Genomic DNA, 14561 nt, shown 5'->3' on the forward strand with positions numbered 1-14561 from the left:
GTTTATATTACTATACCTTGGGGTTCTGGTGGCTATGCTTTTTTTTTGCTGGTAACTATAAACAAGATTAATCATTTATTCGCGTAATACATACGCGAACACTTCTTTTTTGTCCAAAGTCCAATAAGAAACGATAGCGATCGCATTGGCATTTGTATAACAGCAACTGAAGTTTTGGCTACTCGATGATGTTTCCCTCCTCATCGGGCTTCACCTCCACCACCTTAACGTCAAAACTTTCCCACTTCTGCACAGTAAACCCCGCCGATGAAGATTCGGATAATGAATAACTTAGACCGTCGTAGCGATACTTCTCTTGGAAAGTGAGCGATCGCACTACTCAGGCAGGAATAATTTAGTCTTCGTCCTTGACTTTTGCTGCGATTTTATCAAGACGTTCGTTAGCTTTGTCGAGGCGATCGCCCGCACTTCGACAAAGCTCAGTGACCGCCGTAGGCATCGCTCTGTTTCCTCGCTTGAAAAAGCTGCCAACAGTTGTACTATTTTCGCTTTGAGTGCTGAAATTGCCTCTTGTAAAGTCTCACTTGGTTCCGTATCTACTAAATGAGCATCGCCTACATCAGCACTCGACCACAGATAGCTAGGTTGCCCTATGGTTAAACATCCTTGCCACTTGTCTTCATAAGTATCGAGTGTAATAAAAAAACGCCGTGGCATTAATTCTTCGGTGTTAATCACAAACTCTCCCCAAATAGAAAAGCCAAAATACTCCTCATTTTTTTCATTGTTGTATTCCCAATTAGTTAAGTTAGGAAAAGCAGCTTGAACTTGCTCTAAAACTTGTTGTATTTCAGGTTTTGTTAATAGCATTGTCCTCATCCTCTAAGAATTTATTTCTTAGTTTTCGCTCTCTTGATAAAACCAATTATTTCTTCTAATGGCACTCCCTCATTCTGCATAGATTGGATAAGTGCGATCGCTCCTACTGGCACACTTCCAATGCTCCGCCCCTTCCACTCACCGTCTACCTTCTCTTCCCAGTTAAAGCCCCAACGCCAATGAGTAGGATTATCAGGTTGTCTGTGACCAATTACACGGGGATAAGAAGCGATTCTTCCATCTTTCAGCTTCTTATTTTCTAAGTATTTATATAAACAGCCCTTGCGCTGTCTACGTTTCGATGAAGGCGTTGGCTTTGTATCCTCTTTTGTTTCCTCTAAGAAAATCTCTGGTGTTGATTTATCCAGCGATTGAGTTAAGGTAGAGGATTCGACGGAGGGCGATCGCTGCAACTCGATGATCAAGAGCGTTTCCAAGGGCGGCGCGGCGGCTCCTGGTAACTCCATTTCTGCTAGCAACTCCAAGGCTGATTTGTTTTCTCGTGGGTTTGTCCATCCAAGAGGCAGATTGTAGGCACTCTCTAGAAATTCCGGGTTTACCACTTGCCCCGGTGCGATCGCTTTTAATTTCTTCAATCCACCCTCTTGCTTGGTCTGTCCAGGTGGCCGCCCCTTGCCAGTCGATGATAAGGCTCCGGGAGACGGCAGCCAGCAATACTCTTTCTCGGGGCGTGAGTATTATTGGAACAGAAAACCGGGTTAAGCTCAAAATCCTTATTGCATAAGGATTTTATTGAATGTTGTAGTAGCTCACTTTTCAACTTACCAATTACGCAATGACGATAAATCAAGAGTTTCAGCACCGAATTTTTTTTGTAGTATTTATGTAATGCTTCTTATCCTGGTTTTCTGTTCCGATGATACTCACGCCCCCATTCAGACGGCTCACAACGTATATCTTGATGGTGAGTTCTTGGGCATACTGTTCAAAGTCAGAAACGCACAGGAGTTGTGGGAGAATGACCCTAAAACTTACTACTGGCGGTGTGGGGATGGAGTACGGTATTGGAGCGTAAAAGAGGCTGTAGAAGCACTCTCCAGGGTAACTGCTCCGATTGAACTGCCGGAAGTTAGTCAGGAGTTGGTAGCGGCGTAAGTGAAATAGTGGGTTTTCATACCCACCATGTAACCATAACCAATTTTTGTAAAATAAAACACAGTTCGCCCTTACAAAATGACCCAACAACCTCACGATAAATTTGCCAAGCAGTTTTTAGAAGAGTTACTTTCTCCCTTTGGGGAAGTAAAAACTAACAGGGAAGTCACTGATGAAACAAGATTTGTTGATGTGTTATTTTCGCCAACACCGACATCTGCGGTTGATGTAGAAACTTTAGGATTATTGGGTAGAATAGCGGTATTAAATACTACTTTGCTAGAACCGTTTCGCAATCAACCGAATAGAACAGAAGTACGTAGTTGTCTACAGAAATTGTTCATTGTGATTGCAGACGCACAGCGTAAAGCTAACAGGGAAGACACAACAACAGCGGAGAATGAGCTAGCACAACTGTGGATTATTTCTCCCAGTGCTTCCAAAGCTCTGCTCAAGGCTTTTGAAGCTAAACTAGATTTAGACAATTGGATGAGCGGAGTGTACTTTCTGCCATTGGGTTTAAGGGCAGCAATAGTGGCAACTAATAAGCTACCGCGAACTCCAGACACACTATGGTTTCGGCTCTTGGGTCGGGGAAAAGTACAAAGGGAGGCAGTAGAAGAACTGGTTGCACTACCACCATCCGATCTTGTACGCCGGAACGTACTGGAAATAATTTACAGGTGGCGTATCAGTGTAATGACACAGACAGAATTAACCAGAGATGACCAGGAGTTGATCATGAACTTAACTCAAGCTTACGAAGAAGCAAGAGCGCAAGCGGTACAAGAGGGAGTACAACTTGAACGTCGTCAAGTTGTAGAAAATTTGTTGAGATTTAGGTTTAGTTCTGTGGATGAAGAATTAGCGAGAGTGGTCGATAATTTGTTGCAGTTAACACCAGAAGAATTTACTCCCCTGTGTCTTGAATTATCTCGTGAAGATTTACTCGCAAGATTTAATTCACATCAATAATCTGTACAGGGCAAATAATTAGTAAAAAAAGCGCTTTTGTTGATTCAAGAGCGCTGTTTTATTGGCTCTACGCTTCATATATCACAATTAAACGGCTGCGCCAATGCGTTCATTGAAAATGCTTTTGGTACAAACAAATGAACCCTCAAGAAACATCGGATTTACTTGCTGCCTTAATGCGCCAAGAGGAACTACTCAAGCAGTTGGTCGCTTCAATCAATAAACCGAAACTGGGATTGCATTCTGATGCTGGCAGTTGCAAAATCTACTGCAATCGTCAGCACGGAGGGCTGTGGTACACCCTCAGTAATAGTGAACCGAGTGCTGTTCCTCAAACTGCCTTGACGGGATATCTTAAAGAACTGCGGTTTGAGAATACAGAACGCCGCAAAAAAGAAACCTGCAAGTTGCCAATAACTATGCAAGCAGACCGGACATATATCTTAGAATCAGGCTACGACACGCATTTTTCAAAGTGCATACTTGCGGCGATCGCAACTTTGACCCCACAACAATTATATTCTCCGATCACATTACAGCCGCAGCCAGGAACAGATGAAAATGTGTTGTTCTGTCGGGTATGGGTAGAGTCGCAATTAGTCATGGCATCCTACAACGAGCAGACCAATTGGCAAGAAATTTGGGAACAAGCTTTAGCTGTAACAAAAGCAGCGAATGAGATAGCGTTTTAACGAAATCGGAAATAGGGCTTGGGCAACTGTAATTAGATGTTGCTCAAGCTTTGTCTACAGCTAATATGTGCTGTTCAGCTATTCACAACTAATCACAGATGAGTATTACAATTGTTCACCCCAACGTCGAAAATCTGCAATCATTTTCTGAATTCTTTGACCTGGAAAAACTATTGCAATCTGAGGGAGTTCTACCGTGGCTTTTAGCAAATGGCTGGAACTACGACGATCAATCTTGTTTGATTGCAAATATTGTCGATGAGTCTACAAGTCTGGATGAAGTTTGGGATTCCAAAGAGTTTGATTTTAATGCTCTGTCAGATGAATCAAAGGAAAAGTTAAACCAAATCTTTGAGTATTTCTATCTTTGAAACCATGTCTAAAAAAATCATTGACGAAACAATTTTCGCTATATCTCGTGCATTAGGCAGACTAGCTGAATACAGCGAGTCCTACGAATATGACTCCGATGTTGATGAAGCATACGAGCTAGTGAGCGAAGTCAAAGACCAACTCCTGAAACTACGGAATCAGCCGCAATTAGACAATCAAAACAAGGACGAATAATATGCAACCAACAATCACACTTCCACGAGGCTACGGAATTCCAAAGTTTAATGTTGGACAACGCACTCAACAAGGCAAAATTATTGGTATTGAAGTATTACCACACGATAGCGTATTAGCTGAGAATTGCGGTCATGGCTATCGCTATATTGTCATGACTTCTCGCTATACCGAAGAAATTAAATATCTGGAATCAGATCAGATTACGCCGCTCTCACCGTCAGAAGTAGAAGCTGAAATTCTAGAAGAGGTTGATTACTATTTGACTCAGCTTGTATTACTCCAATCCGAGCTAAAGGCTGACCTAAAGATTCAAACTCCATTCGGTCAAGTTAACCCACCGATTTCAACAACTAAAGGTACGAATGGCATCGGTTCTAGATTGTCTAAACCGAAAAAAGAAAAAGTTGCTGCTTGACCATTTTTTGAATTCAAAATTCAAAATTCTGTTAGGAATAAGAAGAATAATTTTGAATTAATTATCCTTCGAGGTCATTGCCCCCCACTGATTCTTCTCTACGAGACGCTGCGCGAATGAATCAGTGGTCTACAATCAGTGGCGGGTTTCAAGCCCCCACTGATAGCGCAGCTCTCTTCGAGTCCGCGTTCGCGCAGCGTCTCGTAGAGAGCGTCTTGTAATAATGAAATTGATAATGCAAGAATTTTGAATTGTTTTGACGAAAGAAGAATCAGATTATGCGTGAAAAACTCTCCAGTAAGATTTAATTAGTCTGACTGGAGAGGAAAATCGATTCCACGATAAATTATGCCACACTTCACTGCTAATAAGATGGAATTAAATTTGATTAAAGTTTACGATCCAACGCTGTTAAGCTCCTCAAAAGTTTACCAAATAAACGGTACACTTTCCCGATATTTGGGTGATGAAGGTAGTATAAACCATCCACAGTATCTATTTGTCCCTCTGGCAAATCAAAAGAAAAAAGCCAGCTTTCGGCTAAATCGAAACAAACTCATGATTCGTTGTTATGAAGTCGAAGGCATGGTTTATCAAAAGCCTGTGGGACAGGATAATTCACAGCAACTTCAGCTATTTTAAGCCATGTCCATACATAAACCACCAGTCATTAAAAGACATATTAGGTTACAAAATAGCTCTACAAAAGTAATCTATAGAGCTACTACAGACATTCACAAGTTGAGAAATACTCACAAAGAAAGCTTCGCTTAATCGAAAGTGAAAAATAATGATTGAGGTCAATAATCATGGTACAAGCAATTGACAACCCTATGGTTGCAAATTTCCTAACTGATGCAGTAGTCGAGCGCCACAATTTCTCGCAATTAAATAAAACCCGCATTCGCTTTCGCATCCAGTTAAAGAAAAGTACAAAGTCTGCCGCACCTAAATGGGCAGATGTGCTAAAAGCTGAAGTCTCTGAAATCGAATCAGACCTTGTGAAAGTTACAAATTCCGAAGTCGGTTTGCGGGGTATCAAGGTATTTAAGAAGTTGGATGAAGCTGCCGCACAATTGAGGCAAGAGATTGCTTCAGTTCAAGAATGGATGTCTGCTGATACTGGTGATTGGGTCTGTCCGATTGATTTGGCTCCACTCGTTAGGTGAAGTTCGTGTAGAGGCTGAGGGGTTCGAGGGAGTGAGTTGTTTATCGGCTACGCAACCGTTTGAAGAGGCACTTGGGGTTGTGGAGGGCGATCGCATCTATAAAGAAGAATCAGCACCACAACTTCGGACTACAAACAGCAGTCAAACACGTTTACGTCAGTAATCAGTCAACCCCTTCGGGGAATTCAAAATTCAAAATTATCAATTCAAAATTAAAGACAAGACGCTCGTGGACTCGCTAACGCTTCTCTACGAGACGCTAAAAGCGAACGCTATCAGTGGGGGCTTTGACTCGTTCGCGCAGCGTCTCCGTTAGGAGAAGGATAATTAATTCAAAATTATTCTATTCTTCCTAACAGAATTTTGAATTTTGAATTTCATTAAATGGTCATCAGTTACCAGTCTTAACTCGGCTGGTAACTGCTGATTATAAAGGCTTCGCCATTTCATAAGCGAAATATTTGAATAATTGACATGAAACTCTCAAATCTGCTCTCCACACTCGATTCACAAATCCCCATCGCCGCAGTTGATGTCCTGTCTCCCGATGAGGCAACTATCATTCAGTGGCTGACTACAGAAGCTAACAATAAGCTATCAAGTCCAGTATTCTTCTGGAATCTGGGAGTATTAACCTTGGAGCAATGTTTAATCGCAGCAGATGGGGGATTGGTGTTTAAGCCAGTTGCAGAGTACAAAAGACCTCCACAGGCTGATCCACTACTATTTGTATTCGACTACATTGCTAACTTTAGTGGTCATGGTGTATTTATCCTCGGAGATATTCACCCCTTTATTGCAAAGAATTCACCCCAACTGAGTTGGGAGATTTTAAGCAAGGTAAAAAACCTTTACCATAGGTTAAAACCCACAGATAAACGCATTGTCTTGTTGGGTCAGAATATACAATTACACGAATCCCTAGTCAGATTAATTCCTTATTGTGAAGTCCCTTTACCTAGTATTGACCAAATACTTGAACATCTCAATTCTTATTTGCATGACTTACAACAGTCTGCTGTTGAACAAGAATTAAGTTTTACTGTTTCCCTTAAAAATCCTGAAAAAGAAACTCTTTCTCGTGCAGCGCTGGGTTTAACTCTAGAAGAAATTAGTGATTTTCTTCGGTTAACAGTCAAAGAAAACTTAACTAATGATGGTGTCGTTGTCGGCGCTGATTTCATCCCCAAAGCCGTCGAGTACAAAACTCGGCTACTGTCTCAAATGGGTATCGAGTTGGGTAAACCAGCCAGCATACCCTTCGGCGGACTCGATCTACTGCGTGATTGGTTGAATCGTCGCCGCCGTCTGTTTACACAAGAGGCACGAAGTCTTAGCTTACCCCAACCCAAAGGGGTGTTACTAGCTGGGCCACCTGGAACAGGTAAAAGTCACTGCGCCAAAAACATTGCTAGTATACTCAACTTACCACTCCTACAGCTAGACATTGCATCCCTCTTGGGCAGTCTGGTCGGTGAGTCTGAGGGGAATGTCAAACGTGCTTTGAAAACAGCAGAAGCGATCGCACCTTGTGTCTTGTTTATTGATGAGGTGGAAAAGGCGCTTTCAGGTCAGGGCGATACAAGTGGTGTTAGTCAAAGGATTCTTGGAACTTTGCTTACGTTCATGAGTGAGTGTACTGCTGGGGTGTTTATAGTTGCGACCTGCAATGACCCATCAGCACTACCAAGTGAATTCAAGAGGAAGGGAAGGTTTGACGAATCTTTTTTTGTTGATCTTCCTACAGAACCGGAGCGTGTACAGATTCTGGCGATTCATCTACAACGCTTTGGCATTCATCTGGAATCGGAGTATTTGGAGGCTATAGCAGCCTCGACCGCGAAGTTTTCAGGGGCAGAACTGGAAACCCTTGCTTCGGAAGCTGCTCTGCTGGCATTCGATGAGGGTAGACCGCAGCTCTTAACACAAGATGACCTCGAAACCTGTCGTCAAATCATTACCCCACTTGCAATTCAGGATGCGGCGGCGGTTGAACGAATGCAGGTGTGGGCATCCACCGCACGACGGGCTAGTAGCCCTGTGGTTGCAGCGAAAACTCAATCTTTGCGTGCTGCTAAGTTTCGGAATCTGAACTGATGAAAAAGCGATTGTCTCCTGATTCTATGGGGGCGATCGCTCTTTTAGGTTCGTAGCGATCGCGTTCAGTCTATCCCGTGAAGAAATTAATCAATGTGCTTGGACGCTGGACAAGATAGTTCGTATGGGTAAAGCAGCACAAAATGATTCTGAGATGAGAAGTTAGTAAAATTCCAAACCTCAGACTCAATGGTAATTTGCAAATTTCACGAAACTTCACATAAGAGAAAGTCATGACTACAATCACAAATATTAATCTTCATTCACCAAGTCTAGTACTAGACACCATTTTCACCTGGAAAGGATCAGGACAACCAATGCAACAAAGGAATTCCAATTGCTGGGATAGCAGATGCCAACTGCGAATTTACCAAGCATATTCTATGCCGAATATTGTTATTTGTTCGGATTTAGATGAAGAAGACACGGGGACAAGCATTACTAATTCTGTGGAGGGTTTAGCGACATTAATTTCGCAACAATACCAGAATACTGTATTATCTCGTCCTCGTTGGTGTTTGGGGAATGATTTTCTGTTCATTGAGCATTATCCCCACAATAAAAGAAGTGAAAACAAAAAACCAGAAGAGTTTACTTTAGTGCAATTTAACTGGGATGGGAAACAGTTCTATCAACCTCGTTGGAGTCCTTTAACTCCTAACATTGTGTTGGCTTTAATTAACCAACATGGCAGCTAGTAATTAACAGTATTAAGAACGCGATCGCACAAATGAGGGGAAAACATTATGCCTTATAAATCTGGTTATCGAAGTATGAACCACCGAAACGGCGATAATTTTCATATAAAGAAGCAAGTCAAATCGGTCAAGGGTCTAGAAGTTCCATTGAGCGATTTTGCCGGGGACGAAGATTAACCATTGACTTATTTCAGTTGAAAAAACATGGTGCAAAATCCTTCTCTTGGAAGTTTGCACCATTGAAAAAGAAGTTAGAATTCACAATCGTGGAAAAAGTTCTTCATCACTCTAGGTTGCCGTACTTTTCTCTGAGGGATTTGTTTATAAGGCGTTTGTTACTACCTTCTGCATGCACAGCAAACCCTTTTTCCCAAAAAATCCGATGCAGTTCTGCTGGTTTCCATCCTTCAGCAACAGCCATTGCTTCGGCTTCAGCTAGCAATGCAGTCGGAACCGCAAATTCAATCCGTGTCATTTTGGGCGCATTTGTTTCTGGCATTGTCTCAACTTTTCATCAATTATCGGGTTTCTTGTGGGATTATTAACCACTTAGTTTCCAAAATAGTTTATTATTAATCTAATCATAATACCTTACTAGAGGGATAAGAAGCAGAAAAACCTCTTCAGAAGTCAGAATTGATTACGAGGTTTGGGAAAAATTCTTGAGCTTACTCTACTAGTCCCTGTTCAGAGGTAATCAACCCCATTTGGTAACGGGCAAGAGTCGCCTGAATATGAACAGCAAAACCTTTCTCCCAAAAGACTCGGTGCATTTCTGACTCATTCCAGCCTTCCATTACCTGAACTCGCTTTGCAGCCTCATATAGTGGCGCAGGGATAGAAACTACGGTCTGAATCATTTTTGGTGCAGTTTTCTTGGGCATTTTTTTTGTTTTGGACTTGGTTTATATAACTTTACTCCCATAGTTAAGTATTTTTCGGGAAAATTGGGGGAAATTTATGAGGTTTTATAAGTATTAAGATGGGGGTAACTATGCTATTTTAGAAGAGAATTTTGTTTCTGAGTTCGATGAATAGCCAGAAAAAGACTCCATTCATTGCCAAAGCGGACTTTTCTCAACATCACAATAAATAACCAAACTTTTGACCTCCGGTGTTAACGCCACCGGAGGAGTACTCAACCGTAGAGATCACCTACAGAGGAGCTGTATGAGTTTACTTGAATTTTTATGCAAATGGGATAGTACAGAAGAACTGAGACTTAAGGGGATGCTTTGTGCCTTCTTCGAGCGTGACCCCAGAACTATTCGTAATTGGATGAACAGAACCCCTAAATATGTCAAATGGGTACTAGCAAAACTTGATCAAGAGTGGTCAGAATTTGGAGAGATCAACTACTCAATTTTTTTTAGGTATTAAGGGAAATTTTGGTCACGAATTTGTCACGAATTTGTCACGAATTTGTATTGCCTGCCCTGTGCAGGTTTTTTATTGTGATATTAAGGATATCAATCCACAGCCAATTAACGGGCTAGAAATTATCAGACTTGAATTAACGAGATAGTCATAATGATATCGCTCTCAGCTCAGAAACGAGTGGCAATATTAAAAACCAATTAATTACTACTTAGTAATGAACTAATGATGAAGGAGTGGAGAAATAGACTATTTGAATCGCCCAACCCAGAAACAGGTTTATATCTACTTGAGTTACCGCTATCTGTGGCAGAGGGAACAAGGATTTTGGGGATATGTTACCGCACTTGGAAACGATGGCATGAATTAGCAATGTCTGTACCTGAATACAAACAGCATCATATAGAGATGCTTGAAAAATTATCTGACGCTAATTCAGCACCACCTATAGTTCGCTATCAAGTTTGGGTAACTGGAAAGATCGGTGAAATTTTTACGCTTCTACCTCATGGCATCGCCAAAAAATGGATAGTTCAAGACTGCTTACAAAAGACTCTCAAAGAGTTCACTATTGAACGATATCAACGAGAGCAGTCACAGTTTACTAAGTCTGAACAAGTACATAGAGTACCAGTACATGAAAAAGGAGTTTAAGGATTTATTGCTCTAAAAAGTGAACTGCCGATTTTTTCCTTGTTACAGGCTACTACACCGATAGTATAAGCAAAAAATAGCTTTTCGCCCTCAATGACAAACTACATAGATTCTGCCGATCTTTGTTGAAAAGAACTTAAAAAGCTGCCTAGTAACATCATTGCAAATCATAAATTGGGGTAATACTAAAATAATACAAGTCTCAAACACTTACAGCATAAGGATTCGGCAAAACGTTAGCAACCCAAATGAACCAAACTTAACTTTCAGACCCCGAATTTTCATAGACATTTTTTTCAAAGGGGAGCAAGTGTAGTACCAATCAAATAACCACGAGTGTCCATATATACGGATAAATGATAATGTGTACAAGAAAGAGACTCATACAAAAATATCATTTGATGGGACAACTGAAACAATAGAAAGAGAAGAAAGAAATTCGTCCGGTTTGTTAGAATTTTGTGGAGCGATAATCGCAATTACTTTTTCAATAATTGCAGCCACGTTAGTTTTAAAAGCAATTAGCCATGACAGTAGTACTAGAGGATTGGATAGGCCTTTCCACCAATCTCAAAACTCAATGTGAAAAGATTCGGGGAGCAAGTATAAGTGAGCGCACTTGGCGAAATTGGGAGCGGCTTGCGGGTGCAATTTATCCACAGGGTAAGAAGCTTCGCGATCGCTCCTATACACCAGAACAAACAGAATTGCTGTTGTGTTTAGCGTGGTATCGCAAGTGCTATCCCCGAGTCAAGGTAACATATCGGAGCTTGAGAAACTACTGGCAAAGTAACGAGTACAAACTTGAAGAAGTATTTGATGCTTTCTGTGAAGCAATCAACAGGAACCAAGAGAAACAATCCCCTGAGCCTGACAGCAAAATCATCGCGTTATCCGAGGTTAAAAAATCATGTGATGCGGTTTTAAACCGTTGTATCTCCAGGAATTGTTGGGCTAGTTGGAAGCAGTTTTTGGGAATAGCAAAATCTCAGCGCTATGTGGAAGAAGGACTTGCATCAATACTTGTATATATGGCGTGTTGGCGGCACGATCATCCAACAAAAAAGTTTCCAAGGGTTCGGGAATTAATGGTGATGATGAAAAGTTGGTCACGACGAGCGATGAGTTTAGAGACAGCCTCAAGTGCTAAGATGTGGCACGCTTTTTCGATGCGGGGTTGCAAAGGACGAGATTTACCCAAATTTTTGGCAGCTTATGGCTATAGAGTTTCGACCCGCACTCTTTATAAGTGGGGAGGATTTAGTAAACGAAAGCATTACTCAGTTTCAGAATTATCAAATTGGATCAAATTAGCCAAGGAGAAATATGGTACGTAAAGGCGCAGAATTAACAGTCTCCAATGGTGAAGAGACAATAGAACGTCAAACCAGAGGCTTAGTTAGAGGCAAGAAGTCACAAATAATTCCTGCTTCTACAGCAATGGCTGTTGTTATTGAACAATTAGAGATTGCTTTTGATGATGATCTGCGACTAGCTATTTTTGAGAGACTAGTACGCGACCACAAACTAATTCAGGAACTTGCATCAGAAGAATTACAAATTGCTCAAGCAATGGAACTGACTCGCCTTGAAGCTATAGAAAAAGCACGCTCTCAGGGTAAGCAAATTGCCAGAACCCAGATGGCAGATAAGAAAAAGAAACAATTAGCTGCGATTCAAAAGCAGTTCATTGAAGTGGAATTACCACAACTACTAGATAGTTGTGAATATCTGGGCTATGAAGCGATGAAACAGACTGTTAATACTTTTGCGAATCGCGTTGGTGTCTCATTAAAGTGGAACGACTTAGACGATGGACAATTTGAATGCATCCCAAGTATCGCGTGAGGTTCAGGATTTCACAAAAGCTGTTCGAGACGGTAGGGGTTTTGCGGACATTACACAAATTATTCAAATGGAGGTGCAACGGCAGTTAGAACAGCAATTGATTGATTTCCAGGCTGCTGTTGCACAATCCAATCTCGCCATGATTGATGTGATGCACACAGAGTTAACACGCCTCAAAGAAGAATCAGCAACAGTCAAAGGAGTGATGGAGCGATTAGCGTCGGCTGTTGCTCCTGATATAAGTGCCACAGAGGATGAAGTAGTCAGTTTCCGTCAAGCGATTGACAATCTGGAAAAGTATGGCAGCATTATCCCCTCTAGCGCTGATATTGCTGCGGCTCAGATTCGATGGCGAAATCAACAAGCTTGGTCATTATTTTGGCAGTCTGTAGCGAAAATGTTCATCAAAAAATTGGAGAAAGTAATTTGCAAACCGCCGACTTCCACAGAGCCTACTGGTGTTACCTCCATAACTTAGGAATCGCCAAGATTCATTATCCTCCATTAGGGATATTTGCTATGTTATTCGAGAAGGGCATCCCGATAATTAATGTCAATTTCTTAGATAAGAACGAGTTCTCATATTACTGGCAGAAATACAAAAAAGCGGGAGTAACTTTACATCTAGGAATGAAACTTGGGAGCGATACTGAATTAACTAGGGTGATTGAGAAGAATAACGTTTTCAGATTTCCTGAGATTAATTTAGAAGTCAAATTAGAGAATAATATCCGTTACTTCCGCCCACAAGATGCCCAATGGCTTGAATTTCAGGATGATGTTTTCGTAGAATATCAGCCTTGCGAGTCCTTAATTGACGTAAAATAATGGTAAAATCAACATCTCAAAAGCCCCAAACTCCAAGCAGTAGTGGTTTAAACCTTGATGATTTAAGTGGTGATATCAGTAAAGCCCTTGTTTTTAAAGATTCCCACTTTGGTTTAGAGTCAGCAGTCTGGGAAAATGCCCAATGTATTGCTGATATGCTACCTGTTGATGTGAAAATCCAGGGAGATTTGACAGATGCTTTGGTTGCTGATGCCTTAGATAAAGCCAAGGGTGCAGAATTTCAAGCCAAAAACTGGGCAGAATATTCAACAGCCATTACCCGCTATCTCAAAGCTTTTTACAAAGTTAGGGAGAAGCAAGCAGAAGTTAGTGAGAATGTAGCAGAGGCCAGAGTACAACACGCCGAACTGGAAAAAACATTAGGGGTATCCCTTGCCAATTTAGAATCAAAATACAGACAAATAGTTGGAGGTTCTCGCTCGGCTCTGGCTGGAGTTCAAGATGACTTGGGAATCAGTTTAGGCAAGATTGCTCAACAATATTCTGAAAGCAAGACCAACAAGCAAGAAAAACTGACAGCCCAAACGGTCAAGAAAGAACCGACTCCCTACGAAGAACAAACCACTAATTTGGTTGCTCGGTTTCAAGAACTGAGAAATGCGCGATTTTCGGGTACGTCTGGAATTACACAAAGAATCAAAAAGGTGGGGTAATGTCACAAGTTTGTAAACTACTAATCTGGATGTGTAGTTTTTTAGTTGCCAGCGCAACAGCACAATTAATCAGTTTATTGCCCTGGTCGTTTCTCGTTATTGGTGTGACAACAGTAGTTACTTATACCAAAGGTAAAACTGATAACGAAATGTTGTTGCAAGTTATTGCTGTTGGATTAACTTTTGGATGGACTAAATGCTATTTTCTTGGTTAAAGATTGGCGGTAGCGGCTTTGTGGCTCTTGTCTTGGCTTTAGCCGTCAATCCCAAAGATTTGAAATCCTTCATTCCTGCAAACCTAGTCGCCATCACTCTTGCTAGTTTCGCTGGGATTGAACTGCGAAAGTTAGAAAAATATTACCAAGATTTTGAGCGCGAAGAAGATATGCTTGCAGCCATGAAGGATACCCAAGCAGAAGAACAATTGCAATATCTTTCATCAGCCGCCGAACGCAAACGCTTAAATGCAGATGCAGACAAGGAAACAGAAAGGCAACTTCAACTGCTGCAACAAACTGCACCATTGTTCAACGAAGTTCTGACGGTCACTGGACACAATGGCGCAGTAAATCGTATGGCTTTGGGCATGATTCAGAATGGCGAAAGCT

The 14561-nt window shown here is 41.4% G+C and carries 23 protein-coding genes and 1 pseudogene; 19 read left to right on the forward strand and 5 right to left on the reverse strand.

The window, feature by feature from the left end:
* Positions 1 to 178: 178 nt before the first annotated feature.
* The 3 genes from LC605_RS25425 to LC605_RS25435 are packed head-to-tail and all read right to left on the reverse strand — an operon-like array spanning position 179 to position 1436.
* Positions 179 to 337 carry a hypothetical protein gene (locus tag LC605_RS25425; RefSeq protein WP_229550278.1) on the reverse strand — a complete coding sequence of 53 codons (159 nt, stop codon included), beginning with the start codon at positions 335 to 337 and terminating at the stop codon, positions 179 to 181.
* A complete protein-coding gene (locus LC605_RS25430; protein ID WP_229550279.1) occupies positions 337 to 831 on the reverse strand; it encodes a hypothetical protein in 495 nt (164 codons plus the stop codon). The genes LC605_RS25425 and LC605_RS25430 overlap by 1 nt, the downstream gene beginning before the upstream one ends.
* A gap of 20 nt (positions 832 to 851) precedes the next feature.
* Positions 852 to 1436 (reverse strand): hypothetical protein, encoded by a 585-nt coding sequence (locus tag LC605_RS25435; protein ID WP_229550280.1) that lies wholly within the window; start codon positions 1434 to 1436, stop codon positions 852 to 854.
* A gap of 253 nt (positions 1437 to 1689) precedes the next feature.
* Between LC605_RS25435 and LC605_RS25440 the strand changes: the two genes are divergently transcribed.
* The 11 genes and pseudogenes from LC605_RS25440 (at position 1690) to LC605_RS25490 (ending at position 8572) form a co-directional block, all read left to right on the forward strand.
* On the forward strand, positions 1690 to 1956 hold the full coding sequence (locus LC605_RS25440) for a hypothetical protein (protein ID WP_229550281.1): 267 nt from the start codon (positions 1690 to 1692) through the stop codon (positions 1954 to 1956).
* Between the two features lie 78 nt (positions 1957 to 2034).
* A complete protein-coding gene (locus LC605_RS25445) occupies positions 2035 to 2931 on the forward strand; it encodes a hypothetical protein (protein ID WP_229550282.1) in 897 nt (298 codons plus the stop codon).
* A 137-nt stretch (positions 2932 to 3068) separates the two neighbouring features.
* Entirely contained in the window at positions 3069 to 3623 is a 555-nt protein-coding gene (locus LC605_RS25450) for a hypothetical protein (RefSeq protein WP_229550283.1), read from the forward strand.
* Positions 3624 to 3721: 98 nt separating this feature from the next.
* The gene (locus LC605_RS25455) at positions 3722 to 3994 is read left to right on the forward strand and encodes a hypothetical protein (RefSeq protein ID WP_229550284.1); all 273 of its coding nucleotides are present in this window, start codon (positions 3722 to 3724) and stop codon (positions 3992 to 3994) included.
* Positions 3995 to 3998: 4 nt separating this feature from the next.
* Positions 3999 to 4190, forward strand: coding sequence for a hypothetical protein (locus tag LC605_RS25460; RefSeq protein ID WP_229550285.1), 192 nt, complete (start codon positions 3999 to 4001; stop codon positions 4188 to 4190).
* A 1-nt stretch (position 4191) separates the two neighbouring features.
* A complete protein-coding gene (locus LC605_RS25465) occupies positions 4192 to 4608 on the forward strand; it encodes a hypothetical protein (RefSeq protein ID WP_229550286.1) in 417 nt (138 codons plus the stop codon).
* Between the two features lie 372 nt (positions 4609 to 4980).
* Complete coding sequence (locus LC605_RS25470) at positions 4981 to 5250, forward strand: hypothetical protein (protein WP_229550300.1); 270 nt, start codon at positions 4981 to 4983, stop codon at positions 5248 to 5250.
* Between the two features lie 167 nt (positions 5251 to 5417).
* Positions 5418 to 5771: pseudogene (locus tag LC605_RS25475) on the forward strand (hypothetical protein); the annotation flags it as partial.
* On the forward strand, positions 5734 to 5940 hold the full coding sequence (locus tag LC605_RS25480) for a DUF2997 domain-containing protein (protein ID WP_229550287.1): 207 nt from the start codon (positions 5734 to 5736) through the stop codon (positions 5938 to 5940). The pseudogene LC605_RS25475 and the gene LC605_RS25480, both read left to right, overlap by 38 nt.
* A 311-nt stretch (positions 5941 to 6251) precedes the next feature.
* On the forward strand, positions 6252 to 7874 hold the full coding sequence (locus LC605_RS25485; RefSeq protein WP_229550288.1) for an AAA family ATPase: 1623 nt from the start codon (positions 6252 to 6254) through the stop codon (positions 7872 to 7874).
* A 233-nt stretch (positions 7875 to 8107) separates the two neighbouring features.
* Entirely contained in the window at positions 8108 to 8572 is a 465-nt protein-coding gene (locus LC605_RS25490; protein ID WP_229550289.1) for a hypothetical protein, read from the forward strand.
* A gap of 283 nt (positions 8573 to 8855) precedes the next feature.
* Here the strand turns inward: LC605_RS25490 and LC605_RS25495 are convergent, their stop codons facing one another.
* Both LC605_RS25495 and LC605_RS25500 read right to left on the reverse strand, forming a co-directional pair.
* On the reverse strand, positions 8856 to 9071 hold the full coding sequence (locus LC605_RS25495) for a hypothetical protein (protein ID WP_229550290.1): 216 nt from the start codon (positions 9069 to 9071) through the stop codon (positions 8856 to 8858).
* A 169-nt stretch (positions 9072 to 9240) separates the two neighbouring features.
* Entirely contained in the window at positions 9241 to 9456 is a 216-nt protein-coding gene (locus LC605_RS25500) for a hypothetical protein (protein WP_229550291.1), read from the reverse strand.
* A 718-nt stretch (positions 9457 to 10174) separates the two neighbouring features.
* Between LC605_RS25500 and LC605_RS25505 the strand changes: the two genes are divergently transcribed.
* The 8 genes from LC605_RS25505 to LC605_RS25540 all read left to right on the forward strand — a co-directional run.
* Positions 10175 to 10603 carry a hypothetical protein gene (locus LC605_RS25505; protein ID WP_229550292.1) on the forward strand — a complete coding sequence of 143 codons (429 nt, stop codon included), beginning with the start codon at positions 10175 to 10177 and terminating at the stop codon, positions 10601 to 10603.
* Between the two features lie 527 nt (positions 10604 to 11130).
* Positions 11131 to 11940, forward strand: a complete 810-nt coding sequence (locus LC605_RS25510) for a hypothetical protein (RefSeq protein ID WP_229550293.1) — start codon at positions 11131 to 11133, stop codon at positions 11938 to 11940.
* A complete protein-coding gene (locus LC605_RS25515; protein WP_229550294.1) occupies positions 11930 to 12451 on the forward strand; it encodes a hypothetical protein in 522 nt (173 codons plus the stop codon). Before LC605_RS25510 ends, LC605_RS25515 begins: the two co-directional genes overlap by 11 nt.
* On the forward strand, positions 12417 to 12929 hold the full coding sequence (locus LC605_RS25520; RefSeq protein WP_229550295.1) for a hypothetical protein: 513 nt from the start codon (positions 12417 to 12419) through the stop codon (positions 12927 to 12929). Before LC605_RS25515 ends, LC605_RS25520 begins: the two co-directional genes overlap by 35 nt.
* 41 nt (positions 12930 to 12970) lie before the next feature.
* Positions 12971 to 13279, forward strand: a complete 309-nt coding sequence (locus LC605_RS25525; RefSeq protein ID WP_229550296.1) for a hypothetical protein — start codon at positions 12971 to 12973, stop codon at positions 13277 to 13279.
* A complete protein-coding gene (locus tag LC605_RS25530; RefSeq protein ID WP_229550297.1) occupies positions 13279 to 13953 on the forward strand; it encodes a hypothetical protein in 675 nt (224 codons plus the stop codon). The genes LC605_RS25525 and LC605_RS25530 overlap by 1 nt, the downstream gene beginning before the upstream one ends.
* Positions 13953 to 14168, forward strand: coding sequence for a hypothetical protein (locus tag LC605_RS25535; protein WP_229550298.1), 216 nt, complete (start codon positions 13953 to 13955; stop codon positions 14166 to 14168). The genes LC605_RS25530 and LC605_RS25535 overlap by 1 nt, the downstream gene beginning before the upstream one ends.
* The coding region (locus LC605_RS25540; protein WP_229550299.1) for a hypothetical protein at positions 14150 to 14561 on the forward strand (412 nt) is incomplete at its 3' end. The genes LC605_RS25535 and LC605_RS25540, both read left to right, overlap by 19 nt.

The organism is Nostoc sp. CHAB 5836, from assembly GCF_020829445.1.
GTDB lineage: Bacteria > Cyanobacteriota > Cyanobacteriia > Cyanobacteriales > Nostocaceae > Nostoc.